Annotated in this window: 31 protein-coding genes; 11 read left to right on the top strand and 20 right to left on the bottom strand. The window is 66.7% G+C overall.

Going from position 1 to position 25,038, the window contains the following annotated elements; genetic code table 11:
• Nucleotides 1-23 precede the first annotated feature (23 nt).
• The 6 genes from ABWP84_RS08540 to ABWP84_RS08565 all read left to right on the top strand — a co-directional run bounded on the left by ABWP84_RS08540 (nt 24) and on the right by ABWP84_RS08565 (nt 5,406).
• Nucleotides 24-815: a hypothetical protein gene (locus ABWP84_RS08540; RefSeq protein ID WP_353211598.1), complete on the top strand. Its 792-nt coding sequence runs from the start codon at nt 24-26 to the stop codon at nt 813-815.
• Complete coding sequence (locus tag ABWP84_RS08545; RefSeq protein WP_353211599.1) at nt 812-1,537, top strand: cellulose synthase operon protein YhjQ/BcsQ; 726 nt, start codon at nt 812-814, stop codon at nt 1,535-1,537. Before ABWP84_RS08540 ends, ABWP84_RS08545 begins: the two co-directional genes overlap by 4 nt.
• A gap of 83 nt (nt 1,538-1,620) precedes the next feature.
• On the top strand, nt 1,621-2,799 hold the full coding sequence (locus ABWP84_RS08550; RefSeq protein ID WP_353211600.1) for a CoA transferase: 1,179 nt from the start codon (nt 1,621-1,623) through the stop codon (nt 2,797-2,799).
• A 2-nt stretch (nt 2,800-2,801) separates the two neighbouring features.
• Nucleotides 2,802-3,590 carry an enoyl-CoA hydratase gene (locus tag ABWP84_RS08555; protein ID WP_353211601.1) on the top strand — a complete coding sequence of 263 codons (789 nt, stop codon included), beginning with the start codon at nt 2,802-2,804 and terminating at the stop codon, nt 3,588-3,590.
• Between the two features lies 1 nt (nt 3,591).
• Complete coding sequence (locus ABWP84_RS08560) at nt 3,592-4,395, top strand: class II aldolase/adducin family protein (RefSeq protein ID WP_353211602.1); 804 nt, start codon at nt 3,592-3,594, stop codon at nt 4,393-4,395.
• A gap of 39 nt (nt 4,396-4,434) precedes the next feature.
• Nucleotides 4,435-5,406: a tripartite tricarboxylate transporter substrate binding protein gene (locus ABWP84_RS08565; protein ID WP_353211603.1), complete on the top strand. Its 972-nt coding sequence runs from the start codon at nt 4,435-4,437 to the stop codon at nt 5,404-5,406.
• Here ABWP84_RS08565 and ABWP84_RS08570 read toward each other — a convergent pair whose 3' ends face one another.
• Nucleotides 5,407-5,946 (bottom strand): DUF4337 family protein, encoded by a 540-nt coding sequence (locus ABWP84_RS08570; protein WP_353211604.1) that lies wholly within the window; start codon nt 5,944-5,946, stop codon nt 5,407-5,409. It abuts the gene before it with no gap.
• 67 nt (nt 5,947-6,013) lie between these two features.
• Here ABWP84_RS08570 and ABWP84_RS08575 point away from each other — a divergent pair, with 67 nt between their 5' ends.
• Together ABWP84_RS08575 and ABWP84_RS08580 are read left to right on the top strand one after the other, a co-directional pair.
• Nucleotides 6,014-7,081, top strand: a complete 1,068-nt coding sequence (locus ABWP84_RS08575) for a threonine aldolase family protein (protein ID WP_353211605.1) — start codon at nt 6,014-6,016, stop codon at nt 7,079-7,081.
• Nucleotides 7,047-7,442, top strand: a complete 396-nt coding sequence (locus tag ABWP84_RS08580; protein ID WP_353211606.1) for a YraN family protein — start codon at nt 7,047-7,049, stop codon at nt 7,440-7,442. The genes ABWP84_RS08575 and ABWP84_RS08580 overlap by 35 nt, the downstream gene beginning before the upstream one ends.
• Nucleotides 7,443-7,705: 263 nt before the next feature.
• Here the strand turns inward: ABWP84_RS08580 and ABWP84_RS08585 are convergent, their stop codons facing one another.
• The 8 genes from ABWP84_RS08585 to ABWP84_RS08620 are packed head-to-tail and all read right to left on the bottom strand — an operon-like array spanning nt 7,706 to nt 14,001.
• Complete coding sequence (locus ABWP84_RS08585; protein ID WP_353211638.1) at nt 7,706-8,407, bottom strand: ABC transporter ATP-binding protein; 702 nt, start codon at nt 8,405-8,407, stop codon at nt 7,706-7,708.
• Entirely contained in the window at nt 8,407-9,159 is a 753-nt protein-coding gene (locus ABWP84_RS08590; RefSeq protein ID WP_353211607.1) for an ABC transporter ATP-binding protein, read from the bottom strand. The genes ABWP84_RS08585 and ABWP84_RS08590 overlap by 1 nt, the downstream gene beginning before the upstream one ends.
• Complete coding sequence (locus tag ABWP84_RS08595) at nt 9,152-10,120, bottom strand: branched-chain amino acid ABC transporter permease (RefSeq protein ID WP_353211608.1); 969 nt, start codon at nt 10,118-10,120, stop codon at nt 9,152-9,154. The genes ABWP84_RS08590 and ABWP84_RS08595 overlap by 8 nt, the downstream gene beginning before the upstream one ends.
• Entirely contained in the window at nt 10,113-11,030 is a 918-nt protein-coding gene (locus tag ABWP84_RS08600) for a branched-chain amino acid ABC transporter permease (protein ID WP_353211609.1), read from the bottom strand. Before ABWP84_RS08600 ends, ABWP84_RS08595 begins: the two co-directional genes overlap by 8 nt.
• Nucleotides 11,031-11,034: 4 nt before the next feature.
• Nucleotides 11,035-12,204: an ABC transporter substrate-binding protein gene (locus ABWP84_RS08605; RefSeq protein ID WP_353211610.1), complete on the bottom strand. Its 1,170-nt coding sequence runs from the start codon at nt 12,202-12,204 to the stop codon at nt 11,035-11,037.
• Between the two features lie 57 nt (nt 12,205-12,261).
• The gene (locus tag ABWP84_RS08610) at nt 12,262-12,450 is read right to left on the bottom strand and encodes a hypothetical protein (RefSeq protein WP_353211611.1); all 189 of its coding nucleotides are present in this window, start codon (nt 12,448-12,450) and stop codon (nt 12,262-12,264) included.
• Between the two features lie 43 nt (nt 12,451-12,493).
• Nucleotides 12,494-13,039, bottom strand: a complete 546-nt coding sequence (locus ABWP84_RS08615; protein ID WP_353211612.1) for a 3-hydroxyanthranilate 3,4-dioxygenase — start codon at nt 13,037-13,039, stop codon at nt 12,494-12,496.
• Nucleotides 13,036-14,001 carry a dihydrodipicolinate synthase family protein gene (locus tag ABWP84_RS08620; RefSeq protein ID WP_353211613.1) on the bottom strand — a complete coding sequence of 322 codons (966 nt, stop codon included), beginning with the start codon at nt 13,999-14,001 and terminating at the stop codon, nt 13,036-13,038. The genes ABWP84_RS08615 and ABWP84_RS08620 overlap by 4 nt, the downstream gene beginning before the upstream one ends.
• Before the next feature lie 104 nt (nt 14,002-14,105).
• Here ABWP84_RS08620 and ABWP84_RS08625 point away from each other — a divergent pair, with 104 nt between their 5' ends.
• On the top strand, nt 14,106-14,930 hold the full coding sequence (locus ABWP84_RS08625) for a TauD/TfdA family dioxygenase (protein ID WP_353211614.1): 825 nt from the start codon (nt 14,106-14,108) through the stop codon (nt 14,928-14,930).
• A gap of 81 nt (nt 14,931-15,011) precedes the next feature.
• Here the strand turns inward: ABWP84_RS08625 and ABWP84_RS08630 are convergent, their stop codons facing one another.
• The 10 genes from ABWP84_RS08630 to ABWP84_RS08675 form a co-directional block, all read right to left on the bottom strand.
• Nucleotides 15,012-15,815, bottom strand: a complete 804-nt coding sequence (locus tag ABWP84_RS08630; RefSeq protein ID WP_353211615.1) for an enoyl-CoA hydratase/isomerase family protein — start codon at nt 15,813-15,815, stop codon at nt 15,012-15,014.
• Entirely contained in the window at nt 15,812-17,371 is a 1,560-nt protein-coding gene (locus ABWP84_RS08635; RefSeq protein ID WP_353211616.1) for a class I adenylate-forming enzyme family protein, read from the bottom strand. The genes ABWP84_RS08630 and ABWP84_RS08635 overlap by 4 nt, the downstream gene beginning before the upstream one ends.
• Before the next feature lie 86 nt (nt 17,372-17,457).
• Entirely contained in the window at nt 17,458-18,153 is a 696-nt protein-coding gene (locus ABWP84_RS08640) for an ABC transporter ATP-binding protein (protein ID WP_353211617.1), read from the bottom strand.
• Nucleotides 18,153-18,902 (bottom strand): ABC transporter ATP-binding protein, encoded by a 750-nt coding sequence (locus ABWP84_RS08645; protein WP_353211618.1) that lies wholly within the window; start codon nt 18,900-18,902, stop codon nt 18,153-18,155. Before ABWP84_RS08645 ends, ABWP84_RS08640 begins: the two co-directional genes overlap by 1 nt.
• Complete coding sequence (locus ABWP84_RS08650) at nt 18,899-19,822, bottom strand: branched-chain amino acid ABC transporter permease (RefSeq protein ID WP_353211619.1); 924 nt, start codon at nt 19,820-19,822, stop codon at nt 18,899-18,901. The genes ABWP84_RS08645 and ABWP84_RS08650 overlap by 4 nt, the downstream gene beginning before the upstream one ends.
• Nucleotides 19,819-20,688, bottom strand: a complete 870-nt coding sequence (locus ABWP84_RS08655; protein WP_353211620.1) for a branched-chain amino acid ABC transporter permease — start codon at nt 20,686-20,688, stop codon at nt 19,819-19,821. Before ABWP84_RS08655 ends, ABWP84_RS08650 begins: the two co-directional genes overlap by 4 nt.
• A 3-nt stretch (nt 20,689-20,691) precedes the next feature.
• On the bottom strand, nt 20,692-21,882 hold the full coding sequence (locus ABWP84_RS08660) for an ABC transporter substrate-binding protein (protein WP_353211621.1): 1,191 nt from the start codon (nt 21,880-21,882) through the stop codon (nt 20,692-20,694).
• 48 nt (nt 21,883-21,930) lie between these two features.
• Nucleotides 21,931-22,701, bottom strand: a complete 771-nt coding sequence (locus tag ABWP84_RS08665; RefSeq protein WP_353211622.1) for an SDR family oxidoreductase — start codon at nt 22,699-22,701, stop codon at nt 21,931-21,933.
• The gene (locus tag ABWP84_RS08670; protein WP_353211623.1) at nt 22,694-23,326 is read right to left on the bottom strand and encodes a TetR/AcrR family transcriptional regulator; all 633 of its coding nucleotides are present in this window, start codon (nt 23,324-23,326) and stop codon (nt 22,694-22,696) included. Before ABWP84_RS08670 ends, ABWP84_RS08665 begins: the two co-directional genes overlap by 8 nt.
• 96 nt (nt 23,327-23,422) lie before the next feature.
• Nucleotides 23,423-23,815 carry a metallopeptidase family protein gene (locus tag ABWP84_RS08675; RefSeq protein ID WP_353211624.1) on the bottom strand — a complete coding sequence of 131 codons (393 nt, stop codon included), beginning with the start codon at nt 23,813-23,815 and terminating at the stop codon, nt 23,423-23,425.
• A 45-nt stretch (nt 23,816-23,860) separates the two neighbouring features.
• Between ABWP84_RS08675 and ABWP84_RS08680 the strand changes: the two genes are divergently transcribed.
• Both ABWP84_RS08680 and ABWP84_RS08685 read left to right on the top strand, forming a co-directional pair.
• Nucleotides 23,861-24,151 (top strand): 4a-hydroxytetrahydrobiopterin dehydratase, encoded by a 291-nt coding sequence (locus tag ABWP84_RS08680; RefSeq protein ID WP_353211639.1) that lies wholly within the window; start codon nt 23,861-23,863, stop codon nt 24,149-24,151.
• The gene (locus ABWP84_RS08685) at nt 24,148-24,588 is read left to right on the top strand and encodes an MmcB family DNA repair protein (RefSeq protein WP_353211625.1); all 441 of its coding nucleotides are present in this window, start codon (nt 24,148-24,150) and stop codon (nt 24,586-24,588) included. Before ABWP84_RS08680 ends, ABWP84_RS08685 begins: the two co-directional genes overlap by 4 nt.
• A 19-nt stretch (nt 24,589-24,607) precedes the next feature.
• Here the strand turns inward: ABWP84_RS08685 and ABWP84_RS08690 are convergent, their stop codons facing one another.
• Nucleotides 24,608-24,886, bottom strand: coding sequence for a hypothetical protein (locus ABWP84_RS08690; protein ID WP_353211626.1), 279 nt, complete (start codon nt 24,884-24,886; stop codon nt 24,608-24,610).
• Nucleotides 24,887-25,038: the final 152 nt, after the last annotated feature.

Below are 25,038 nucleotides of genomic sequence, written 5' to 3' on the forward strand. Positions count from 1 at the left end.
TCCGCACCCTGGGTTCGATCTGAGTGAAACTCAACACATTCCGTGCCGCGAATATGCCCGCCGCCATGGCGCAGCTGCGCGCCGCGCTGGGCGAGCATGCGGTGCTGCTGCAAACCCGCGAATTGCGCGAGGGGGTGGAGATCACCGGCGCCAGCCCGCCCTCCGAGGCCGGGGATGACGAGCCGTGGATGATCGAGCCCGAGCCCAGCACTGGCCCTGCCCTGGCCAGCCTGCCGCTCGATCAACCGCTCTTCCTGGTCGGCACGCCCGGCGCGGGCAAGACCCTGAGCTGCGTGAAGCTGGCCACCCGCGAGGTGCTGGCCCACCGCCCGCCGCTGATCATCACCACCGATGCGGCGCGGGCCGGCGCGGTGGAGCAATTGGCTGCCTTTGCCCGGGTGCTGGGCGTGGTCTTTGCCGTTGCCACCACCCGCAATGCGCTCACCAAGGCGATCGCCCGCGCCGCACCCGGCCAGGCGGTGCTGGTGGACACTGCCGGCTGCAATCCCTTCGACCCCTCGGCTGCAAAGGCGCTCGCAAGTTTGATCCATGGTCTTGGCAATATCGTGCTGGTGCAGGCCGCCGGCCTCTGCGCCCAGGAGGCGCGCGAGGAGGCGCGGGCCTTCCTCGCCCTGGGCGCCACCCTGCTGCTGCCCACGCGGCTCGATGTGGCGCGGCGCATGGCCGGCACCCTGGCCGCCGCCCGCGCCGGCCTTGCCATGACCGAGGCCGGCACCAGCGCCGACCCTGGCCTTGGGCTCACCCCCATCACCCCTGCCTTTCTGGCGGCCCGGCTGCGGGGGCGGCCGGAATGAGCGGGCGGGTGCTGGGCGTGGCCTCCGGCAAGGGCGGCGTGGGCAAGACGGTGCTGGCCATCGGCCTGGCCCAGGCCCTGGCCGAGGCGGGGGAGAGGGTGCTGCTGATCGATGCCGATCTGGGCCTGGCCAATGTGGATGTGCAACTCGGCCTTCCGGCCGGGCCTGATCTGGGCATGGTGCTGGCCGGCAGGTTGGGTTTGCAGGCGGCGCTGCACCGCCATCGAGGTGGCTTTGCCGTCCTTCCCGGGCGTTCGGGCAGTGGCGCGCTGGCGGGCTTGGGGGCTGATTCCATGGCGCAATTGCTGGTGGCGGCGCGTGGCAGCTTTTCCATCATCCTGCTCGATATCGGCGCTGGCGTGCAGGCGGCGCAGCGCCGCCTTCTGGCCCTGGCGGACCTCGCCCTGATCGTCGCCACCGAGGAGCCCACCAGCCTCACCGATGCCTATGCCGTGCTGAAATTGCTGCGGCAGGACCGCCCCGATGCCGATGCCCGGATCGTCGCCAATATGGCCGGCGGCGCGGCGGGGCTGCGGGTGTGGCAGGTGCTCGATGGTGCGGCGCGCAATTTCCTGGGCGCGCCGGTGGGTTTTGCCGGCGCGGTGCGGCGCGATGGCAAGGTGGCGGATGCCATCCGCCACCAGCAGCCCATCCTGCTGCGCCACCCCACCAGCCAGGCGGCGGCGGATATCCGGGCGCTGGCAGGCGGGCTTAGCCGCTGAGCCGCCATGTTATTGGTGAACTCCAGCCCATGCTGGCCGCCATCGCCTTGGCAAAACGCCCGCCGCGCGCTTGACTGGGGCTTATGGAAACGCTGCCGCTCTCGGGCCTTAAGGTGCTCGACCTCACACTCGCCCGCGCCGGTCCCACCTGCGTGCGGCATCTGGCCGATTGGGGCGCCGATATCATCCGGGTGGAACCCCCGGGCAATGCCGATGGTTTTGGTGGCGCGCGGGATGGCTTTGATTCCACCAACCTGCACCGCAACAAGCGCGGCATCGCGCTCGACCTGAAAAGCCCCGCGGGCCATGCCGCCTTCCTGCGCCTGGTGGCCTCGGCCGATGTGCTGGTGGAGAATATGCGGGTGCAGGTGAAGCACCGGCTGAAGATCGACCCGCAGACCCTGACTGAGATCAACCCGCGGCTGGTCTATGCCTCGATTTCCGGCTTTGGCCAGACCGGGCCCTATGGCAATCGCGGCGGCGTGGACCAGATCGCCCAGGGGCTGGGTGGCCTCATGTCCATCACTGGCGAGCCAGGGCGCGGGCCGATGCGGGTTGGCATCCCCATTGATGACCTCACGGCCGGCAATCTGTTGGCCTTGGGCGTGATGATGGCGCTGTTCGAGCGGACAAAAACCGGCCGCGGCCGCTGGGTGCACACCTCGCTGCTTGAGGCCCAGGTCTTCATGCTCGATTTCCAGGCCACACGCTGGCTGATGGATGGCGAGGTGGCCGGCCAGGCCGGCAATGACCACCCGGTGAATACCCCCATGGGCGTCTTCCCCAGCGCCGATAAGCCGATCAACATCGCCGCCTCCAGCCCCAAGCTGTGGGAGGTGTTTGCCCGCGCGGCGGGGCGTGAGGATTGGCTGGCAAAGCCCGAATGGGCCACCCCCAACGGCCGCACCCAGGACCGTGCCGCGCTCAATGCGGCGATTTCCGAAGAGACGAAAAAGCACCCCTCGGAATGGTGGATTGACCGGCTGGAACAGGCCGGCATCCCCTGCGGCCCGATCAATAATATCCAGGAGGTCTTCGAGGACCCGCAGGTCCGCCATCTGGGCATGTCCTGGCCGGTGCCGCATGCCCGCCTGGGCACCGCGCAGGTCGTGCGCACGCCGCTCAATATCGAGGGGCTGAAGCCCGGCGTGCATCGCCCCGTGCCGGCACTGGGCGAGCATGCCGATGAAATTCTCACCGAAGCCGGCATGTCGCCGGCCGACATCGCCTCACTCCGCGCCAGTGGCGCCTTAGGGAACTGATTATGGAATTCGCAGACGGAAAAATCCTGGCCACCATCAAGGACGGCGTGGGCACCATCACCTTCAACCAGCCCGAAAAGCGCAATGCGATGAGCATCCCGATGTGGGATGGCATGGCGGCGGCCCTCGATGCCTTTGAGGCCGACCCCGCGGTGCGCTGCGTGGTGCTGGAAGGTGCGGGCGGCAAGGCTTTTGTCAGCGGCGCCGATATCAGCCAATTCGAGAAGAGCCGTTCTGATGCCGAGGCGCAGAAGGAATATGGCCGCCTCACCGGGCATGGCCGGGAGAAACTCACCAATTTCCCCAAGCCGGTCATCGCCAAGATCCAGGGCTTTTGCCTCGGCGGCGGCATGGGCATTGCCATGTCCTGCGACATGCGCATTGTCGGCGAGGGCAGCGAGTTGGGTATTCCCGCTGCCCGGCTGGGCATCGCCTATGGCTTTGATATGGTCAGCGCCCTGGTCAGCCTCGTCGGCCCCTCCAACGCGCATATGATCCTGATGTCGGGCGACCGCTTTTCCGCCCCCGAGGCGCTGCGCATGGGGCTGATCAACAAGCTGGTGCCGGCCGAGGAACTGGACGCCGCCGTGGGCAAGCTCACCGCGCAACTCGCCATCAACGCGCCGCTCTCGCTGCTGGCCAATAAGCGCACCGTGCGCGCGGTGCAGGCGCGCGACCCGGATATGGCAGCCATCGACGCCGCCTCCGCCGCCTGCTTCGACAGCGCCGATTATGCCGAAGGCCGCCGCGCCTTCATGGAAAAGCGCAAACCCGTCTTCACGGGCCGCTGAGATGGACGCCCGCGCGCCCAGCTACTCCACCGCCTGGCCCTCGATTGAGGGCCAGGTGAGCCCACAGGAATGGCAGGCGCGCTGCGACCTCGCAGCCTGCTACCGGCTGATGGATCTGCACGGCATGACCGACATGATCTACAACCACATCACGCTGCGCATCCCCGGCACCGATCATCTGCTGATCAACCTCTACGGGCTGCTCTATCGCGAGATCACCGCGACATCGCTGGCGAAGATCGATGTCGAGGGCAATATCATCTGGAAGCCGGATACCGATTACGGCATCAATAAATCCGGCTATGTTATCCATGGTGCCATCCACACCGCGCGGCCGGATGTGGCGGCGGTGATCCACACCCACACCCGCGCCGGCATGGCGGTGTCTGCCATGCAATGCGGGCTGCTGCCGCTGACGCAGACGACGATGCGCTTTGTCGGCCATCTCGGCTATCACGATTACTATGGCCCGGCGGTTGATCTGGCCGAGCGGGAGAGCATCGTGGCCGATCTCGGCCCGCATGATGCGATGATCATGCGCAATCACGGGCTGCTCACCGCCGGGGCCACGCTGCAACAGGCCTTCAACACCATGTATCAGTTGGAGGGCGCCTGCCGCGCCCAGGTTGATGCCATGGCCGCGCGCACCGAATTGACCATGCCCGGGGCGGATATCCTGGAGAAGACCGCGCATCTCTACCAGCCCGGCACCCGCCGCCCCTATGGGGTGCTGGAATGGCATGCGCTGCTGCGCCTGCTGGAGGCCGAGCAGAAGAATTCCGCCTTCCCGCCCTATTGGAGTTAAGCGGGCCGCAAAAGAGCCCGCGCTATTGAGGACACACCGATGACGCCGCGCCGCGCCTTGCCCCTGCTGGCCCTTTTGCCCGGCCCCGCGCGGGCGCAGGCCGCCTTCCCGGATCGGCCGATCCGTTTCATCGTGCCCTTCGCCGCCGGCGGCAATAGTGACGTCACGGCGCGGCTGTTTGGTGCGCGCATTGCAGCCCGCCTCGGCCAGCCGGTGGTGGTGGAAAACCGCTCCGGCGCCACGGGCGCCATCGGCACCGAGGCGGTGATCCGCGCCCGGCCCGATGGCTATACGCTGCTGATCGGCAGCCCCGGCTCCATCGTCAATGGCCCGCTGCTCATGGCCAATCCGCGCTACAACACCATGACCGACCTGGTGCCGGTGGCGCTGCTGGGCCAGGTGCCGATGATGATCATCGTCCGGCCGCAAATCCCCGTCCGCAATCTGGCCGAATTGGTGGCCTATTCCCGCAGCCGCCCCGAGGGGGTGAGCATTGGCACCTCCGGCGTGGGTGGCGCCAATCATCTGCCGCTGGAACTCTTCAAGGCGGCAACAGGGGCCAATATCCTGCATGTGCCCTTCCGCGGCGGCGGCTCCACCCTGTCGGATTTCCTCGCCGGCAATGTCGATGGGCTGCTGATCGAATTGCCCACCGTGCTGGAGATTTATCGCGAGGGGCGCGGGCGCATCCTGGGCGTCTCGGCGGCGGCGCGTTCGCCACAGGTGCCCCAGGTGCCAACCTTCATCGAACAGGGGATCGAGGGCTACCTCGCCTCATCCTTTGTTGGCCTCTTCGCCCCCGCCGGCACGCCCGAGCCGGTGCTGGCAACGCTGCAGGTCGCCCTCGCCGAGGCGGCGGCGGACCCGGATGTGGCGGCCCGCCTGCTCTCCTTCGGCGCCACCGCGCCCATGCCGGCTGAGTTGACCACGCCGGGTTTCCGCGCCCTGCTGGAGGGCGAATTCACCAAGGCCCGCCGCGCCATCGCGATAGCGGGGCTGCGCCCCGAATAATCAGAAATGGATGAGGCCGGGGGCGAAAAACCCCAGGCCCGCCAGTGCCATCCCCAGCGCCCCCAGCCCCAGCCCTGCCCAGAGCAGCAGGGCCACGCCGGTGATGATGCTGGCTGAGGCGACGACAATGCCGACCTGGAAGCTGGCCGAGGCATATTCGAACATGTGGTAGCGCTCCATGTTCAGGTTGCGGCGTGCCTCGGCGGCGCGGGCGCGGGCCATCAATTCGCGCCTGCCCTCGCCGGTATCGGGCTCGCTCTCCCAGCGCGCCGCGGTGTCGCGCCAGCGCTGCACTTGCGCTGCCGTGCCCTCGCTGGGCGCCAGCAAGGCCGCCTCGGCAGCGGTGCGCACCGTGGTCTGGCGAATGGTGCGGGCCTGGAAGAAGGACCAAAGATTGGCGGCCTCGACATTGGCGTTCAGCGCCTCGGTCTGCGCAGATTTCGCCCCGGTCTCGGCAATGGCCAGGAACAGCGCCAGCACCGCGATCAGCAGCGCCACGCCCTTGTTTTCCGCGCCATGCGGCGCGCCATGTCCAGCCATGAAGAATCCCCCATAATGTTGCCGGCGGGGGATGCCATGGCCGCGCCCATCGCGCTAGCCTGAGGCCATGGTACATGCTCCCAATCGCCCCCCCGCGGGCGCCCCGCCCGTCCGTATCAACCTCTATTCGGACACTCAGACCAAGCCCACGCCCGCCATGAAGGCGGCGATGATGGAGGCAGAGGTCGGTGACGAGCAGCATGGCGATGACCCCACCGTTCATGCGCTATGCGACAAGATGGCCGCGCTCATGGGCAAGGAGGCGGCGATGTTCCTGCCCTCTGGCACCATGTGCAACGTCATTGCCATCCTCACCCATTGCAAGAAGGGCGATGAGGTGCTGGCGCATGAAACCAGCCATATCCTGCACAGCGAGGGCGGCACCCATGCGGCGCTGACCGGCGTGCAAATTCTGCCGCTGCAAGGTGCCCGTGGCCAATTCAGCGCCGATGCGGTGCGCGCGGCCATTCGCGCCAAAACCCGCTACGCGCCGCCGCAGCAATTGCTCGAGGTGGAGCAGACCGCCAATATCGGCGGCGGCACCGTCTGGTCGCTGCAGCAATTGACCGAAGTGACCGATGTGGCGCGCGAGCAGGGCTGGAACACCCATATGGATGGCGCGCGGCTGATGAATGCCTGCGTCGCCGCCGGCGTGGCACCGGCCGAGATGGTGGCGGGTTTCGACAGTGTTTGGCTGGATTTCACCAAGGGCCTGGGGGCGCCGCTGGGCGCTGTGCTCTGTGGCTCCAATGAATTCATCGGCCAGGCCTGGCGGTGGAAGCAGCGCCTGGGTGGCTCCATGCGCCAGGCTGGCATGTGCGCGGCGGCGGCGATCCACTCGCTGGACCATCATGTGGAGCGCCTGGCGGATGACCATGCCAATGCCAAGGCGCTGGCCCGCGGCCTGCGGCAAATCCCCGGCCTGATCGTGGAGGAGCCGGAGACCAACCTGGTGTTCTTCGACATCGCCGCCACCGGCATCTCGCTCGATGCCTTCCAGGACCAGATGCGCGCCCAGGGCATCATGATCTCGGGCCTGGGCGGCCGGGTGCGGGCCTGCACCCATCTCGATGTCACCGCGCCGATGATCGACGAGGCGCTTGGCGCCATCCGCACTGTCCTCGCCGCGGCCTGAACGGGGTTTTCGCGCCGAGGCCGCCGGCCGCGCTGCCGAGGCGCTGGCCGAGGCGGCCCTGGTGGCCGATGGCTGGGTGGTGCTCGGCCGACGGCTGCGCACACCCGGTGGTGAACTTGATCTGGTGGCGGAATGCGAGGGGGTGCTGGCCTTTGTCGAGGTCAAGGCCCGGCCCTCGCTGCGTGAGGCCGCTTTCGCCCTGCAACCGAGGCAGCGCGCCCGGCTGGTGATGGCGGCGGAATACTGGCTGGCGGAAAACCCCGGCCATGGCGCGGCGGGGATGCGTTTTGATGTTCTGCTGGTGGCCGCCGATGGCAGTGTGCGGCGGATCAAGGATGCGTTTCGGCCTGGGGATGAATAGGTTGCTGCAAGCGGAGCGCGGGGGGGAAACACGATCGAGGGGCTTTGCCCCTCGAGCACCCCAGGAGGGTCGACATGTATGTCGACGAGTTTCCTCCACCTTCGTTAGTTTATTGAGTTTGGGATATAATTATTTCAATTGGATTGTTGGGGCAGGATAATATAAAAATATCAGAAATTTAGGGAAATCGTCGCCTTATATTTCGACCCTGGTGGGAGAGCGGGAGGGAGCAAAGCCCTTTCGCTCTTTTCCTCCGCCAAAAGCTAAATCCCGATCCAGCCCCTGATCGCCTCGCCATCGCGCTCCAACTCCGCCGTGGAACCGGCCCAGACGGTGCGGCCCTTCTCCAGCACATGATGCCGGTCCGCCAGCCGCTTCAGCGCGGCCAGGTTCTTGTCGATCACCAGAATCGACAGCCCCTCCCGCTTCAGCGCCGCCAGGGTTTGCCAGATTTCCGCGCGGATCACCGGGGCGAGGCCCTCCGTCGCCTCGTCCAGAATGAGCAGATGCGGGTTGGTCATCAGCGCGCGGCCAATGGCCAGCATTTGCTGCTCGCCGCCCGAGAGGGTTTTGGCGGATTGGCCCTGGCGCTCCTGCAGCCGCGGGAACAGGGCAAAAATCCGCGCCAGATTCCAAGGATTGCCGCGGGCAAAACGGTCGGCGGCGGTGGCCACCAAATTCTCCCGCACGCTCAGCATGGGGAAGACCATCCGCCCCTCCGGCACCAGCCCAATACCGGCCTGGGCGATTTTTTCCGGCGCCAGCCCGGCCATCGCCGCGCCACGCAGCGCCACGCGCCCGCCCCGCGGCGCATTCAGCCCCATGATGGCCCGCACCGTCGTGGTCTTGCCCATCCCATTGCGGCCGAGCAGCGTGGCAACCTCGCCCTCGCCCACCCGCAGCGACACATCAAACAACACGGCCGAGGCGCCATAGCCTGCTTGCAAGCCTTCCACTTCCAGCATCATGGCGATGATTCTTCCGCCAGATAGGCATCCTGCACGGCGGGGTTGGCGCGAATCTCCTCGGCCGTGCCGGTGGCGATGGCGCGGCCATAGACCAGCACGGTGATCCGATCCGCCAGCGCGAAGACCGCCTCCATGTCATGCTCGATCAGCAGGATGGCGACGCTCCCCTTCAGCGCCCGCAGCGTCTCGGTCATGGCCAGGCTCTCGGCGGCGCCAAGCCCGGCCATCGGCTCATCCAGCAGCAGCAATATGGGCCGCGCGGCCAGCGCCATGGCCAGTTCCAGCAATTTGCGCTCGCCATGGCTGAGATCGGCCACGCGGGTGTCGTGCCGCGCCAGCCCCACCTGTTCCAGCAGCGCGCGGGCGGGTTCAAGCAGCGCCGCATCGCGCCCCGCCGCGCGCCAGAAGCGAAAGGAATGCCCAGCCCGGGCCTGCACCGCGAGTGCTACATTGGCCTCCGCCGTGTCATCATCGAGCAATTGCACGATCTGGAAGCTGCGCGCGAGGCCGCGTTTCACCCGCGCCGCCACCGAAAGCCGGGTGATATCCTCGCCGCAGAACACCACTTGGCCCGCATCGGGGGTGATCTCGCCGGTTAATTGGCCAATCAGCGTGGTTTTGCCCGCACCATTGGGGCCGATCAGGGCATGGAGTTCGCCCGGGCGCACCTCCAGCGAGACATCATCAGTGGCGGCCAGCCCGCCAAAGCGCTTGCGCAAGCCTTGCACCCGCAGCACCGGCTCAACCACGCCGCGCCCCCCGGCCCAGCAGCCCCATAATGCCGCCGGGTGCCCAAAGCACCACGGCCAGCAAAATCGGCCCGAGGAAAAACTGCCAATTCTCGGTGATGCCGCCCAGCACATATTCCATGCCCACCAGCGCCGCCGCCCCCACCACCGGCCCCAGCAGCGTGCCCACGCCACCCAGAATGACCATCACCATGATCTCACCGGATTTTTGCCAGGCCATCAGGTCGGGCGAGACGAAGCGTAGCTCATTGGCGGTCAGCGCACCGGCCAGGCCGCAGCCCATGCCGGCAATGACGAAACCGGCCAGCTTGTAGCGATAGGTGGCAATGCCGATGGCGGCCATCCGGCGCTCATTCTGCCGAATGCCCTCCAGCACCCGGCCAAACCGGCTGCCCACAATGCGCCATTGCAGAAAAAGCCAGGCCACCAGAAAGCCCAGGCAGAGCCAATAGAGTTGGTCCGGCTGCCGCAGATCAAGGCCAGGGACGAGATTGCGCCGCCGCACCAGCAGCCCGTCATCACCGCCATAGGCCTTGAGGCCGACAAAGAGAAAAAACCCCATCTGGGCAAAAGCCAGGGTGATCATGATGAATTGCACGCCGCTCGTGCGCAGCGACAGCGCGCCGATCACCGCCGCCGCCACACCAGCCACCAACATGGCAATGGGCAGGGTGACCAGCAATTCATTGCTGCCAGGAATGACGCCGAAAATCGGCTCGCCCAGGCGAAAATGCTCCCACAAAATCCCCACCGTATAGGCGCCCAGCCCGTAATAAAGCGCATGGCCAAAGCTCACCATGCCGCCATGGCCCAGGATGAGGTTGAGCGAGGCGGCGGCAATCCCCAGGCAGAGGATGCGGGTGGCCAGGCCAATGGTGGCGGGCTGGCCCAAGGCCTCGGCTGCCCAGGGCAGGGCGATGGCGGCGGCCAGCAACACCGCAAGCAGCAAGGCATTACGCATGGGCCGGAAACAGCCCCCGGGGTTTGACCAGCAGCACCACGGCCATCAGCACATAGACACCCATGGAGGAGAGCGCGGCACCCAGCGCATCGGCCTCGCTGCCCGCCATCACCTGGCGCAGCCAGCCGGGCACGAAGCCGCTCAACAGCGTCTGCGTGACGCCCACCAGCAGTGCGCCGAACAGCGCGCCCCGCACCGAGCCAATGCCGCCTATCACCACCACCACGAAGGTGAGGATGAGAATCTGCTCGCCCATGCCCACCTGCACATTGCTGACCGGCCCGGCCATCACCCCTGCCAGCCCCGCCAGCAGCGCCCCCAGCCCGAAGACCACGGTATAGAGCGCCCGGATATCCACGCCCAAGGCGCGCACCATCTCCCGATGGGTGGCGCCCGCGCGCACCAGCATGCCAATCCGCGTGTGCTGGATCAGCCAATATAGCCCCAGCGCCACCAGCAGCCCCACCGCGATGATCAGCAGCCGAAAGCTGGGATAGGGCAGGCCGGGCATGATCTCGATGGAGCCGGCAAAGCCCGGCGGCAATTGCACCAGCAGTGGCTGGCGGCCGAAGAGCATGGTGATGCCCTGGTTGAAGAACAGGATCAGCCCGAAAGTGGCCAGCACCTGGTCCAGATGGTCGCGGGCATAAAGCCGGCGCAGCACCGCCACCTCCACCACCATGCCGGTGGCCGCGGCGGCCGAAAGGCCAGCGAGCAACCCCAGCCACCAATGCCCCGAGGCCTGCGCCACCAGCGCGGCCGCATAGGCCCCCACCATGAAGAGCGAGCCATGGGCGAGGTTGATCACCCCCATAATGCCAAAAACCAGCGTCAGCCCCGCCGCGAGCAGAAACAGCATGATGCCGAATTGCAGCCCATTGAGCAGCTGCTCGACGACGAGGGCACTCACGCGCTCAAATACGGCATTGCGCGGCGAAGACGTCGGCGTGGTTCTCCAGGATCTTGTCCTTGGTGACGATGGCCAATTGGCCATTCACCCGTTCCACCTTCAGCGAGAACCAGTCCTGGATCGGGTGCTGGTTGGTGTTGAAGCGGAAATTGCCGCGGGTGCTGGCAAAATCCGCCCGCAGCATGGCGGTGCGGAAGGGGTTGGCCTCAATAGAGCCGCGGGTCTGCCGCAGCGCCGCACCAATGGCGCGCGCCGTGTCATAGCTTTGCTGGGCGTAATAGGTGGGCATGCGGTTGTGCTTGGCGCGGAAGGCGGCAACGAAGGCCAGGCTCGCAGGGTTGGCAAAATCGCTGTTCCAATGGCTTGAGAGGTTTACCCCCTCCGCCGCATCGCCCACCGCGGCCAGCGTGCCCGCATCCATCGAGGGGGCGGGCATCACCTGCGGAATGCTGGCCAGCAGCCCCGCCTGGGCATATTGCCGCAGGAAGGCGATGCCCAGGCCACCGGGGTGGAACTGGAACACCGCATCGGGCCGGGCGGCGCGGATTTGCGCCAGTTCGGCGGCGTAATCGGTCTGGTCGAGCCGGGTGAAGATCTCCTGCACCACCTCGCCCTTATAGAGGCGGCGGAAGCCGGCCAGCGCGTCGCGCCCGGCCTGATAATTCGGTGCCAGGATGAACATCCGCCGATAACCCAGGCGGTTCGCCAGCTCGCCCGCGCTCTCATGCAGGCTGTCATTCTGCCAGGACACCACAAAGTAGTTCCGGTGGCATTCCCGCCCGGCGAAATTGGAGGGGCCGGCATTGGGCGAGACATAAATGGCATCACCATCCAGCACATCGGGCGCCACGGCGCCGAGGATGTTGCTGAAGATCACCCCGGTGAAGAGCTTGATCCGCTCATTGCGCAAAAACCGCTCGGCCACGGCCTTGCCCTGGGGCGGGCGGAAGCCATCATCCTCCACCAACACCTGCACCGCCTGGCCACCCAGCCGGCCCTGTTCCTGGTCGATGGCGATCTGAAAACCATCGCGGATATCCTGGCCGATATAGCCGCCCGGGCCCGACAGGGTGGTGATCATGCCGATCTTGAGCCGCGCGCCCTGGGCGAAGCTGGGTGCCGCGAGCGGTGCCAGGCCAAGTCCGGCCATGAGAAAACGACGTTGAATATGCATGCAAGCTCCCAAAGATGCATCGCGTGCCAGCACGCGCGGTGATGTGCCCTGCAGCCCTTATGGCTTGCCGGATTGTTTCAGTGGTTCGCTGCCATCATGCACCCGGCCGCAGCGCGGGCAGGCGCCCTTCTCGGCGCCATTATCGGCTGCCGGCAGCTTGGGCGGCGCGGCCTGGGCCAGCCCCATCGTCGCCATGGAAAGCCCGGTTATGATTGCGCGTCGCTGGATCATCATGCTGTCCTTCATGCGGGAAGCCTTTTCGGCCTGCAAGAATTTTGTGAAAATCAAGTCATCCCGGCAGGCAAACCCAGCCAGCCGGCGGCTGCTTGCCGGGATGGAGGCTGGAGCAATGCGGGCAGCGCCGCGCCGCCTCACTCTCATAGAAGGCGCCGAACAGCGGCGGCAGGTCTTTCACAATATCCTTCACCTCCAGCGCCACCCGATGCACCAGCCCGCCGCATGCGAAGCAGAACCACTCGAAGCCATCCACATCCCCATCGCGCCGCGTGCCCTCAACCACCAGCCCCACACTGCCCTCCTGCGGGCGCTGCGGGGAATGGCGCATATGCGGCGGCAGCAGAAAGACATCGCCGGCACGGATCACCACATCCTCAATCTTGCCGCGATCATGCAGCTTCAGCACCATATCGCCGCGCAGCTGGTAGAAGAATTCCTCCACCGGATCATCGTGGAAATCGACCCGCTGATTGGGCCCACCGACAATCATCACCACCATCCCATCGGAGGTCTCGAACAGCGATTTATTGCCCACGGGCGGCTTGAGCAGATGCTGGTGCTCATCGATCCAGCGGTTGAAGTTGAAGGGCAGCCTCATGCTGCTTGCGCCCCGGGCAGGCGCAGGCCGCAGGCGGCAAAGGCGGCGCGGGTGGCGGCTTTCTCCGCCTCGGTCAGTTCCAGCATCGGCCGCCGCGCCGCGCCGCCCACCTGGCCCAGCAGCTCCTGCCAGTATTTCTGATGGCTTTGCGGCTTGCTGGCGGGGCGGGTGGATTTCAGCGCCTGGCGCACCGGCGCCAGACTGGCGCTGATCGCCCGCGCCTCAGCCGCGCGGCCGGCAAAGGCGGCATCCGTATAGGCGCGCATCCGCCGGTCCAGCGCACTTTGCAACAGATAGGGCGGCGAGGAGCAGAGATAGACCTGCCAATCCAACTCCAGGATATTGTCCAGCCACTCCTCCTCGGCCGCCGTGCTGACGATCAGCTTGCCGCGGGTGAGGTGCGTCAGTTCCACATACATCTCGCGCGGCACGGAGTATTTGATGCCGACGATATTGGGGATTTCGGCGATGCGGGCGCAGAGCGCCGGGCTCATCAGATAGCCACTATCGGGGTGCGACCACATGCAGATGCCGATTTTCACCTGGGCGGCGATGTGGCGGTAATATTCCAGCAGCAGCGCGTCCCGGTCATGCACGAAATGCAGCACAGGGGCATGCACCACGATGAAATCGCCACCCACCGCCTCGGCATGGCGGGCCAGTTCGATCACGGTGTCGATATTCTGGTCGGAGGCGCTCATCACCGTGCGCTTGGCGGTGGCGCGGGCGATCTCGGCGGCGATCTCGAAGCTGCGTTTGCGCTCGGCCAGCGACATCGAGAAGAACTCGCCCTGCTTGCCGGAGACAAAAACCCCATCAATGCCCAGATCGGTGAACCAATGGCGCAGATTGGCGGCGAAGCCGGCCTCATCCAGCGCCAGGCTGCCGGGCTCAAACGGCATCAGCGCCGCGCACCATATGCCGCGCAGATGGGCCTTTGCGTAGTCCTTTGCCGCGCTCATCCGCCGCCTTTCCTCTCCTCGCCTGGGGGTTAGTATGCGCAAGGGCGGGCCCGATTGCCAGCCAGCCGGCCCCCGCCGCAATATGGCCGCCAGGGAGAAACACCATGGCCTATGACGACATCCTGAATCTCAGCCGCGTCTCGCCGCATGTCGGCGCTGAGGTGGCCGATATCGACATCACCCGCCCATTGAGCGAGCGCCAGGTGAGTGCGTTGCAGCGCGCCTTAGCGGAATTCGGCGTGCTGTTCTTCCACGAGCAGAAGTTCGACCATGACAGCCAAAAGCGCTTCGGCCGGTATTTCGGCGAGTTGGATATCCACCCCAATACCCCAGGCCCGCCCGGCCATCCGGAAATCCTGCCAATTCATGGCGATGCCAATTCCAAGGTGGTGGCGGGCGAGGGCTGGCATTCCGATGTCTCCTGCACCGCCAATCCGCCTTTGGGCTCCATCCTGCACATGCATGTGCTGCCCGAGAGCGGCGGCGATACGCTCTTCGCCTCGGCCGGCGCGGTGTATGACAGCCTCTCGCCGCGGATGCAGGCCTATCTGGAGGGGCTGACGGCGTTTCACTCGGGCGATCGCTACTATCGCTGGCGCAATGCCAAAGAGGGCATTGATGATAGCGGCCGGCGCTACCCCTCGGCCAACCACCCGGTGGTGCTGCGCCACCCGGTTTCGGGCCGCAAATCCATCTACGTCAACAGCTTCTTCACCTATGCCATCAATGAATTGCCGGAGGAGGAGAGCGAGGCGATCCTGAACTTCCTCTATTCCCGCTTTGCCGACCCGATGTTCCAGACGCGGTTTCGCTGGCGGAAGAATTCGGTGGCGTTTTGGGATAATCGGGCGGTGCAGCATTTGGCGATTTGGGATTATTTCCCCCATACCCGCACCGGCAGCCGGGTGACGGTGAAGGCGGCGACTTAGCCGGGAAAAGCCCCGGCCATCCCGCCGCATGGCAGCGCCGCCTGGGTCACACGCCCCCAGGCGGCACGGCTGCCATGCCCCTCACACCGGGCTGGTCGGCACGAAATCAGGCTTGCGCTTCTCGCGCAGCGCGGCCACGCCCTCGGGCAATTCGGGGCCGGAGAAGCCCAGGAATTCCATCGCCACCGCCGCCTCAAAGATCGGCCGGGCCTGCTGCAGCCACAGATTCATCGAATGCTTGGTCCAGCGCAGCGCGCTTTGCGGCCCCTCGGCCAGGCGCACCGCGGTTTGCAGCGCGCGCTCCTGCAACAGCTCATCGGGCACGGCCATGGAGACGAGGCCAATGCGCTCGGCCTCCACCCCATCGAGCGGCTCGCAGGTCATCAGGTAGTATTTCGCCTTCGCCATGCCGCAGAGCAGCGGCCAGATGATCGGCGCATGGTCGCCCGCCGCCACACCCAGCTTGGTGTGGCCATCGATCAGCTTGGCGGAATGGCCGGCAATGGTGATATCGGCCATCAGCGCCAGCACCAGCCCCGCCCCCACCGCCGGGCCATTAATGGCGGAGATGATGGGCTTGGAGCAGCCGATCATGTTGTAAACCATCTCCCGCGCCTCCTTCCAGACGCGGATGCGGGTCTCGAAATCCTCCATCATCCGGTTGACCAGATCGAGGTCGCCGCCCGCGGAAAAACCCCGCCCGGCGCCGGTGATGATGACGCAGCTCACGCTGTCATCGGCATCGATCTCGCGCCACACCTCGGTCAGCGCCCGGTGCATGTCGGGTGTCAGCGCGTTCAGCGCCTCGGGCCGGTTGAGGGTGAGGCGCAGGACGCGCGGATGCGGCCGGTCGGCCAGCACATGCGGCAGGCTATCGTAATTCATTGTTGGTTCTCCTGCTGGTCGCGCGCCAGGATGGCCTGGGCGAGCTTGTGGCGCTGAATTTTGCCGGTGGGGGTGAAGGGCAGTTCATCCATCACCACGAGCCGCTCGGGCAATTTATAGGTGGCCCAGCCATCGCCCATGAAGGCGATGATGGCAGCGAGGTCCGGCACCGGATGGCCGGCGCGCGGCACCAGGCATAGGCAGGCCCGCTCCCCCAGCCGCGCATCGGGCAGGCCGACAATGGCGCAATAGAGGATGGCGGGGTGGGTATAGAGCACCTCCTCGATCTCGCGGGGGAAGAATTTCTTGCCGCCGCGATTGATCATCTCCTTCACCCGGCCGCTGATGCGCAGATTGCCTCGCGGGTCGATGAAGCCCAGATCGCCGGTGCGGAACCAGCCATCCTCGGTGAAGGCCTCGGCATTGGCGGTGGGGTTGGCGTGGTAGCCCAGATGCAGCGAGGGGCCCTCGGCGCAAATCTCGCCCTCCTGGCCCAGCGGCACATCCTGGCCCTGGGCATCGAGCAGCCGCAGCCCCATGGCGGTGGCGATGCGGCCCACCGAACCTGCGACCTCCTCCGGGTCGTCATCCTGGCGGGTATAGGTTTGAAACCCATCCTCCAGCATGCCGTAGAGCTCAAGGAAATGTCCAGGTGCCGCCGCGCGCCAGGCCCGGATGGTCTCCACCGGCGCCGAAGCCCCGCCCGAGACCACCAGCCGCAACGCCGAAAGATCGGCGTGGCCCATCCCCGGCAGTGCCAGCAGCGCGGTGAGCGAGGCCGGCGCCGTGGGCACATAGGTGCAGCCCTCACTGGCCAGCAGGGCCAGGGCGGGCGCGGCCGAAAACCGCTCCAGCAGTACCGCCGTGGCACCGGCCATCACCGCCTGCACCAGGGTCAGATAGCCCCAATTCAGCCCCAGCGGCAGCCAGATCATCATCCGGTCATCAGGCCCCAGGCCCAGATCATGATTGAGAATGCGCGCCGCCGGCAGGGTGGTCTCGTGGCTGTGCATCACCCCCTTGGGGTTGCCCGTGGTGCCGGAGGTGAAGGCCATGCGCATCACCGCATCCGGCGCCTGGCGGAAGGGGGTGAAGGCTTCCGGCGGCCCGGCGGCGGCCAGGGTGTCATCCAGCGCAACCACCCCCTCCCGCGCTTCGGTGCGAAGGCTGGCCAGCAGGGCGAGGCCCGGCAGCTTGCCGCGCAATTCCCCGGCCATGGCCAGATGGTCAAAGCCGCGATAGGTGCCGCAGGTGACAAAGCCGCGCGCCTCGCTAAAGCGCAGAATATACTCCAACTCGCGCGCACGAAAATCAGTGGAAACGGTGACGGCAACAGCTCCAATCCGCTCCAGCGCGAAGAAGACCGGGGCAAATTCCAGCCAATTCGGCAATTGGATCGCCACCACATCCTCCGCCCCGATCCCCAGGGCGCGGAAGCGCGCCGCCATGCGCTCCGTCGCGTCGCGCAGGCCGGCATAGGTGATGCTGCTCTGGCCGTCGGTGATGGCCTGCTTACCCGGCGTCTGCGCGGCCTGGGCGGCGAGAAGGTCGAACATCGTCTCCCCCCTCCATTGGCCAATGGCGCGCCAACGGGCGGCCCGCGCTGGGTCCTGCCTTGGGCTGAAACGCATTTCTTATCCCCTCACATGCTCAGCCAGCGGTGGCGCAATTCATCCTCGGCGGCACGAAACGCCGGGGCGGTGTCGTCATGCACGATCCGGCCGCGGGCCATGATCAGGATGCGGTCGGCCACCGCCTCGGTCAGCCGCAGATTCTGCTCGACCAGCAGCACCGCCACCCCCTCATCGGCCAATTGCCGCAGCACCCGGGCCAATTCCTGCACCACCATGGGTGCGAGACCCTGGCTGGGTTCATCAAGCAACAACACCCTGGGGTCGGTCACCAAAGCACGGGCAATGGCCAGCATTTGCTGCTCGCCGCCCGAGAGCGCCCGGCCGGCATTGGTCCGGCGGTCGCGCAGATTGGGCAATAGGGCGAAAAGCCGCGCCTCAGGCCAAAGCCGCGAGGGTTGCCGCTGGCCCACCGCGAGATTTTCCATCACCGTCAATTCGGGAAAAATCTGCCGCCCTTCAGGCACATAGCCCAGCCCCGCGCGGGCGCGGGCATGGGTGGGCAGGCCCCCCAGCGCCGCGCCATCGAGGCTGATACGGCCCTGCATGCGCGGCAGCAGCCCCATCACGCCGCGCATCAGCGTGGTCTTGCCCACGCCATTGCGGCCGATCAGCGCCGTCACCGCCCCGGCACCGGCATCCAGCGACACGCCCTCCAGCACCTGGGCCTTGGCGTAGCCGCCGGTGATCTCGCTGAGGGACAGCATCAATCCAGCCCCCCCAGATAGGCTTCCTGCACCGCTGCATCGGCCCGCACCTGCGCGGTCGGCCCATCGGCGATCTTGCGGCCGCGATGCAGCACGATGAGGCGCGGGGCGAGTTCGAACACCACCTCCAGATCATGTTCAACCAGCAATATCGCGGTCTCAGCCTCGGCCATGATGCCGCGCAGCAGCGCCACCGTGCGCCGGGTTTCGCCCTGCGACATGCCTTGGGTGGGCTCATCCAGAATCAGCAGGCGTGGGCGCTGCGCCAGGGCCACGGCCACTTCCAGCAGGCGCTGGTCACCATGCGCCAATTCGCCGGCGGGCAGGCGGGCCTGGCCGGCCAGGCCCAGGCGCTCGAGCCAGCCCATCGCCGCCTCCTCGCCGCGCCGCATCGCCGCCCGGCCACCCAAGGGTTGCCAGCGCAAGCCCTCTCGCGCCTGCACGCCCAGGCGAACATTCTCCAGCGCCGTCAGCTCCGGGCAGATGGCGGTGATCTGAAAACTGCGGGCCACGCCGCGCGCCGCCATGGCATGCGCCGGCAGGGCGCTGACATCCTCACCAGCCAGATGAACCGTGCCAGAGGTCTTGCGCAAATTGCCCGCGATCATGGCGAAAAGCGTGCTCTTGCCCGCGCCATTGGGGCCGATGACGGCGCAGATTTCCCGCTCGGCAAGCTCCAGATCCACCCCATCCACGGCGCGAAACGCGCCCCAGGCCCGGGTCAGGCCGCGGCAGGATAGCAGGCTCATCGGCCGCGTGCCCCCACCGCCGCACGCAGCCAGCCCATCAGCCCGGTGGGTGCGGCAATCACCACCACCATGAACAGCAGCCCCAGCGCCAGGCCCCAGCTTTCGGTGAGGGCCGAGAGTTCATGCTCAGCATAAAACAACGCCAGCGCCCCCAGCATGGGCCCGACCAGGGTGCCAGCACCGCCCAGCACCACCATCACCAGCACATGGCCGGAGACGGTCCAGAAAAACAGCTCGGGCGAGACAAATTGCGCGAAGCCGGCATAAAGCGCGCCCGCCACCCCGGCCAGGAAATAGGACAGCACAAACACCACGAGGCGAATGCGCCGCGGGTCATGCCCCAGCGCCTCGGCGCGCTGCTCATTCTCCCGCACCGCGGCCACAACGCGCCCCAGCGGCGAGGTGACAAAGCCATGGGCAAGTAAATAGGCGGCCGCCAGAACACCGCAGACGAACAGAAGAAAAACCTCACGCCCCGCCGGCAGCCCCAGCCGCGGCAGCCCGGCCAGCCCATCCGACCCCCCGGTCACCGCGTTCCATTTGAACACCACGGCAAAGCCCAACTGCGCGAAGGCCAACGACAGCATGGCGAAGGTGACGCCCCCGGTGCGCACGCAGAGCCAGCCCACCGGAATGGCAATCACCGCCGTCGCCAGCCCCGAAACCAGCACCGCCAGCGGCAGCGGAATGTGCAACACCAGCAATTGCGCCGCAGCGATATAGGCCCCGAAGGCCCATGGCCCGGCATGGCCAAAGGAGGTCAGCCGCGCATGCCCCACCAGCAGATCAAGGCTGAGGGCAAATAGCGCCAGAATCAGCGCCTCGGTCAGCAGCGTGGTGGCATGGCCGGGCAGCACAAATCCCAAAGCCCCCGCCATGGCGATGGCCAGCAATACCAGTTTTGGGTCGGCCGGCTTCATTCCGGCCGCCCAAACAGCCCGCCCGGCCGCAGCACCAGCACCGTTATCATCAGCGCATAGGTCATGCCCAGCGCGAGTTCGGGCACGTAGAAATTGCCAAAAGTCTGGGCAAACCCGACCAGCAGGCTGCCGGCCACGGTGCCGATGAAACTGCCCATGCCGCCGGTCATGACGATGACAAAGGCATCAATAATGACATTTGAGCCCAGCCCCAACGAAGCGCTGAGCAAGGGGGCTGCCAGCGCACCGCCCAGCGCGGCCAGCGCGCAGGCCAGCGCAAACACCATCGCCCGCACCCGCCCCACATCATTGCCCAGCGCCGCCGTCATGGTGGGGTTTTGCGAGGCCGCCCGCAGCAGCAGCCCCAGCCTTGTGCGTTGCAGCCCCAGCCAGCACAGCAGCCAGCACAAGCCCCCAGCCCCGATCAGCAGCAGGCGATAGACCGGAAAGGGCTCATCCATCACAAAGACAATCCCCGCCAGCACCGCCGGCAATTCCGTCTGCCGCGCATCGGCGCCCCAAATCAGCCGGATCGCCTCGGTCAGCGCCAGCGCGAGGCCAAATGTCACCAGCAAAAACGCCGAATGCTCCCGCGCATAAAGCCGCGACAGGGCCGAGCGCTCAAATGCCAGCCCCAGCGCCGCCCCCGCCAGCGGCGCCGCCAGCAGTGAGGCCGCAAAACTCCCCGTCGCCGTCTGTGCCGCCACACCGCAATAGGCGCCGAGCATGAACACGGCGCCATGGGCGAAATTCACCACCCGCATGATGCCGAAGATCAGCGTCAGGCCGAGGGCGATGAAGAACAGCAGGGCTGAGAGCGACAGCGCGTTCAGCACCTGCAGCGTGAAGAGGGCGAGCGGGTCCAAGGATCAGGAAAAATTCGAAGCGCGGCAGGCGGGCGTGACCTCGGCCGCCGTGAACGTGGCAATGACTTCCGGCGCGGGGACCGGAAAGCCTTCGCGCCGGGCGACACGCACCACAAAGCCCTGCTGCTCGGCCTGGCCATCGCAGCCACGGATCTTCAGCGGGCCCTTGATGGAGTTCAGCTGCAGGTCGCGCAACGCCGCCACCACGCTGGGGGTATCCGTCGCCCCGGCCTTGAGCACCGCCGCGCGCAGCACCTCCAGCGCCTGCCATTGCTCACCATCATAAGTGTCGGGCAATTCATTGTATTCGGCGCGGAAGCGGGCGACGAAGGCGTTATTGGCCGGGTGGTCATAGGCAAAGCTGTAGCGGCTGCCGCCAACCAGGCCGATCGCGGCATCGCCGGCGGGGCGGGTGAAGAGCATATCCACCGTCTCGGTCACCACCGGCATGCGCTCGAACAGCCGGTATTGCGCCGCCTGGCGCAGGAAGGCGGTGCCGTCATCACCGGTCAGCGCAATGTAGAGCGCTTGCGGATTGGCCTGCCGGATGCGGGTGATGAAGCTCGAATAATCGCGCGTGCCAACGGGGGCGAAGACCGAGCCGATGGAGCGCTTGCCGATGCCCGTCAGCAGCCCCTCAAAAGTCTCCACCGAAGAACGGCCCCAGGCATAATCGAGCGAGAGCGAGAAGAAATTCGTCTGCGGCGAATTGCGCAGCCACAGCGCCAGCGCCCGCGCGCCCATCGGGCCCGAGGTATTGGCACGGAAGGCATTGGGCACCCAGGCCTCGGCGGTGATCGACCCCGCGCCATTGACCGAGGAGATGAACAGCGCATTCCAATCCGCCAGCTTGGGCATCACCGCCAGCGCCTCACTGCTCGCCATCAGGCCGAGCAGGATATTCACCCGGTCACGCTCCACCATTTCCTGCGCCTTGCGCAGGCAATTGGCCGGCACGCCTTGGGTGTCCTCAAAGAGGAATTCCACCGGGCGGCCGAGCAGCCCGCCCTCGGCATTCACCGTCTTGGCCCAAAGCCGGCAGCTGCGGACCACCTGCGCGCCGAGCGCGGCCCAGGTGCCGGTCATGGCGGTGGGCACGCCGAGTTTCAGCGGCTGGCCCTGGGCGCGGGAGACGCCGGAGAGGGCAGGGGCCGCCAGCAGGGCGGCGAGGGCAGGGCGACGGGTGATGTTCATTCTTGTCTTTCCTCCTGGTTGGGCGCGCCGGTGTTCCGGTCACGCAGTTCAGCCGGCGATAATCTGGCCTCCATCGAGTTGCAGCACCTTGCCGGTGAGGTAGCCGCAGGCCGGTCCCATCATGAAGCAGGCCACGCCTGCCACCTCTTCTGCGGTGGCGATGCGTGCGAGGGGAATGCCCTTGATGATGCGCGCCGAGGTCTCGGGGCCCCAGGCGTCGAAGGCGGTTTGCGCCATATCTGTTTGCGTCAGGCCGATGGCCAGCGCATTGGCGCGGATCTTATGCCGCGCCTCCTCCTTGGCGGTGACGCGGATCAGCGCCTCCACCCCCGCCTTGGCGGCGGCACCCTGGGCATTGCGCGCCTGGCACATTTGCGAGGCGATGGAGGAAATGGCGAGAATGGCCCCCCCCTGCCGGCGCAAATGCGGAATGGCCGCGTGCAGGGCATGAAAGCAGCCATTGAGATCAACCGCGATGTAGCGCTGCCAATCCGCTGGCGCCATGTCCGCCACGCTGGCCCATTGCCCCATGGCGCCGGCGGCATGGGCCAGCAGGGAGATGCCGCCCAGCTTTTCCGCCGCCATATCAATAGCCGCCTGGGTGGCCTGGGCATCGGCGAGATCCGCCTGCACGGCATGGGCGGCGCGGCCCTGAGCACGAATGGCGGTGAGAACCGCCTCGGCCTCCTCCACCGCGCTGCGATAGAGAATGGCGACGTCAGCGCCGCGCGCCGCACCGGCCAGGGCAATCGCCCGCCCCACGCCACGGCTGCCGCCGACGACCAAAAGCCGCTGGCCGGAAAAATCAGTGTCAGACATCGTCGTCCTCAATTCCCAATCCGCGCAGCAGGAAGCCGACCAACTCGGCCTCGGCCGCATCACGCGGCAGGGCATCGCGCAGCCGCCAGCGGCGCAATGCCAGCATCACTGGCAGAAAGGTGACGATATCCGCCGCCAGCCGCCCCGCCCCGGGCAGCGCCATGCCGGCGGCGCGCGCATCGGCAATCAATTGCTCGAAGCGCTGGATGACATGATGGGTCTGGGCCAGCACGGCGCGGCGGGATTCATCGCCGAGCGCGTGGGTCTCCTGATAGATCAGGGTGATATCGGCGTGGCGCTCGGCCATGGCATGGGTGAAAGCGGCGAGTGCCGCGCGCAGCCTCGCACGCGGTTCCACAATGCCGGCAATCGCCTGCTCGACATAGGCGGCATAGCCGGCGGTGAGGTCCTGATGCACCAGGTAGAGAATATCGTCCTTGCTGCGGACATAATTATAGAGGCTGCCCTGCGACAGCCCGGCGGCGATGGCGACATCGCGGATGGTGGCGTTGTGGAAACCCTTGGCGCGAAACACCCGCGCGGCCGCGCTGGCGATATGGGCGCGGCGATCCGCGACCAAATCGGCACCCTTTACCTGGGCCGCGATGGTGCGTGCCTGTGTCATCTCGCTTCCTCGTTGGGCTGAGTGTGCGGCGCCTTGCGGTGGGCGTCAACGCAAAATGAGTGAGCGTTCAGTCAGCATGCGAAACAGGGTTACGCCTCACTCGTCCCGCTCCAACCGCTCGATATCGGCGTCACTCAGGCCGAAATGATGGCCGATCTCATGGATCAGCACATTGCGCACCAGGCGGAACAACTCCTCGCCGGTTTCAATCCATTCCAACAGAATGGCTTCGCGATAGAGAAAAATCGTGTCGGGCTGCAGCGCCACATCCAGCACTGATTTCTGCGTCAGCGGCGTGCCGCTATACAGGCCGGTGAGGTCCCAGGGATTATCCAGCCCCATCGCCGCCAGCGTCTCATCATCGGCCACATCCTCGACCATGATGGCCACCCCGCGCACCATGGCGCGAAGCTCCGCTGGAATGGCATCGAGCGCATGCTCGGCCATCTGGATGATGTCATCAGTGCTGGGGGGCGTGGTATGGCGCATGGCTGAAACACCCCCAAGCCGGGGCCGAAGTCAAGGACGCGCATGATGATAGAACTGCTCGACGCCGCCTCCCGTGCCGCCCTGGCGCAGGCGCTGCCGCATTGGCACCTGGTGGAGGGGCGAGACGCGATCCAGCGCCGCTTCCGCTTCCGCGATTTTTCCGAGGCCTGGGGCTTCATGGCCCGCGCCGCCCTGCTGGCCGAAAAGGCTGACCATCACCCCGAATGGAGCAATGTCTATAATCGCGTCGATGTGGTGCTGACCACGCATGATGCGGGCGGCCTCTCGGCGCGCGATGTGGCGCTGGCGGCGGCGATGGACCGGCTGGTGGCTTGAGCATCACCCGCGCCGCGATGCGCCATTGCCTCGCCCAGGCCTGGTCGCCTTTGGCGGAAATGCCGCTGCCCGATGGCCGCCGGGCCGATATCATGGCCATCACGGCGCGCGGCGATGTGGTGATCATCGAGGCGAAATCCGGCCCGCGCGATTTCCTGACCGACCAGAAATGGCCCAGCTATCGCGCCTGGTGCGACAGGCTCTACTTCGCGGTGGACCTGGATTTCCCCCAGGCCTTATTGCCCGAGCCGGTGGGCCTGCTGGTGGTGGATGGCCGTGAGGCCAGGTTGTGCCGCGAGGCGCCCACCCACGCGCTGGCCCCGGCGCGCCGCCGCGTCTTGCTCATGCGCTTTGCCATGCTGGCCGGCCGCCGGCTGGCCGCCGAACAGGACCCATGGGGGGCGGAAGAACTGCGCCTGGCGCTGCGGGCAGAGTGAGGCGAGAGAAGAGGCAGGCCTACCAGCTCATCGGGATGCGCAAATGCGCCCCCGCAGCGGGGCGGAACAGCCTGTCCTGCAAGGAGCCGGGCGAGACGCCATCCTGCGCCGAGCCACGGCCGGGCATTCGCGGCGCGATCACGCCCGCGGTCAGGCGCGCCGCTTCGGTGCGCTGCTGGCGCGGCGCTTCAAGGTTGGAATTGGGCATGGGGGCCAGCTCCACCGCCGGCCTTGCGGCGGGTGGCGGGCTGAAGGGCGCCTGCTGCACCATGCCCCCACCCATATATGCGCTGTTCACATCCTCACCGCGGGGGCGGCGGGCCACTGGGCGGCGCTGCGGCTCCACCAATTGGGCTTGCGGCTCACCCTCCCGGCGCTGAGGCTCAGCCTCCCGTCGCTGAGGCTCAGCCTCCCGTCGCTGAGGCTCAGCCTCCCGTCGCTGAGGCTCAG

Source organism: Rhodovarius sp. (assembly GCF_040399605.1).
In the GTDB taxonomy this organism is placed as follows: domain Bacteria; phylum Pseudomonadota; class Alphaproteobacteria; order Acetobacterales; family Acetobacteraceae; genus Rhodovarius; species Rhodovarius crocodyli_A.

Coding starts and splice junctions, on each gene's coding strand:
- ABWP84_RS08560 (WP_353211602.1), top strand. CDS start 3,592: ATGGACGCCCGCGCGCCCAGCTACTCCACCGCCTGGCCCTCGATTGAG.
- ABWP84_RS08660 (WP_353211621.1), bottom strand. CDS start 21,882: ATGAACATCACCCGTCGCCCTGCCCTCGCCGCCCTGCTGGCGGCCCCT.
- ABWP84_RS08565 (WP_353211603.1), top strand. CDS start 4,435: ATGACGCCGCGCCGCGCCTTGCCCCTGCTGGCCCTTTTGCCCGGCCCC.
- ABWP84_RS08635 (WP_353211616.1), bottom strand. CDS start 17,371: ATGTTCGACCTTCTCGCCGCCCAGGCCGCGCAGACGCCGGGTAAGCAG.
- ABWP84_RS08615 (WP_353211612.1), bottom strand. CDS start 13,039: ATGAGGCTGCCCTTCAACTTCAACCGCTGGATCGATGAGCACCAGCAT.
- ABWP84_RS08555 (WP_353211601.1), top strand. CDS start 2,802: ATGGAATTCGCAGACGGAAAAATCCTGGCCACCATCAAGGACGGCGTG.
- ABWP84_RS08645 (WP_353211618.1), bottom strand. CDS start 18,902: ATGAGCCTGCTATCCTGCCGCGGCCTGACCCGGGCCTGGGGCGCGTTT.
- ABWP84_RS08620 (WP_353211613.1), bottom strand. CDS start 14,001: ATGAGCGCGGCAAAGGACTACGCAAAGGCCCATCTGCGCGGCATATGG.
- ABWP84_RS08575 (WP_353211605.1), top strand. CDS start 6,014: ATGGTACATGCTCCCAATCGCCCCCCCGCGGGCGCCCCGCCCGTCCGT.
- ABWP84_RS08665 (WP_353211622.1), bottom strand. CDS start 22,701: ATGTCTGACACTGATTTTTCCGGCCAGCGGCTTTTGGTCGTCGGCGGC.
- ABWP84_RS08680 (WP_353211639.1), top strand. CDS start 23,861: ATGATAGAACTGCTCGACGCCGCCTCCCGTGCCGCCCTGGCGCAGGCG.
- ABWP84_RS08675 (WP_353211624.1), bottom strand. CDS start 23,815: ATGCGCCATACCACGCCCCCCAGCACTGATGACATCATCCAGATGGCC.
- ABWP84_RS08595 (WP_353211608.1), bottom strand. CDS start 10,120: ATGCGTAATGCCTTGCTGCTTGCGGTGTTGCTGGCCGCCGCCATCGCC.
- ABWP84_RS08610 (WP_353211611.1), bottom strand. CDS start 12,450: ATGAAGGACAGCATGATGATCCAGCGACGCGCAATCATAACCGGGCTT.
- ABWP84_RS08585 (WP_353211638.1), bottom strand. CDS start 8,407: ATGCTGGAAGTGGAAGGCTTGCAAGCAGGCTATGGCGCCTCGGCCGTG.
- ABWP84_RS08670 (WP_353211623.1), bottom strand. CDS start 23,326: ATGACACAGGCACGCACCATCGCGGCCCAGGTAAAGGGTGCCGATTTG.
- ABWP84_RS08640 (WP_353211617.1), bottom strand. CDS start 18,153: ATGCTGTCCCTCAGCGAGATCACCGGCGGCTACGCCAAGGCCCAGGTG.
- ABWP84_RS08625 (WP_353211614.1), top strand. CDS start 14,106: ATGGCCTATGACGACATCCTGAATCTCAGCCGCGTCTCGCCGCATGTC.
- ABWP84_RS08605 (WP_353211610.1), bottom strand. CDS start 12,204: ATGCATATTCAACGTCGTTTTCTCATGGCCGGACTTGGCCTGGCACCG.
- ABWP84_RS08630 (WP_353211615.1), bottom strand. CDS start 15,815: ATGAATTACGATAGCCTGCCGCATGTGCTGGCCGACCGGCCGCATCCG.
- ABWP84_RS08650 (WP_353211619.1), bottom strand. CDS start 19,822: ATGAAGCCGGCCGACCCAAAACTGGTATTGCTGGCCATCGCCATGGCG.
- ABWP84_RS08550 (WP_353211600.1), top strand. CDS start 1,621: ATGGAAACGCTGCCGCTCTCGGGCCTTAAGGTGCTCGACCTCACACTC.
- ABWP84_RS08570 (WP_353211604.1), bottom strand. CDS start 5,946: ATGGCTGGACATGGCGCGCCGCATGGCGCGGAAAACAAGGGCGTGGCG.
- ABWP84_RS08545 (WP_353211599.1), top strand. CDS start 812: ATGAGCGGGCGGGTGCTGGGCGTGGCCTCCGGCAAGGGCGGCGTGGGC.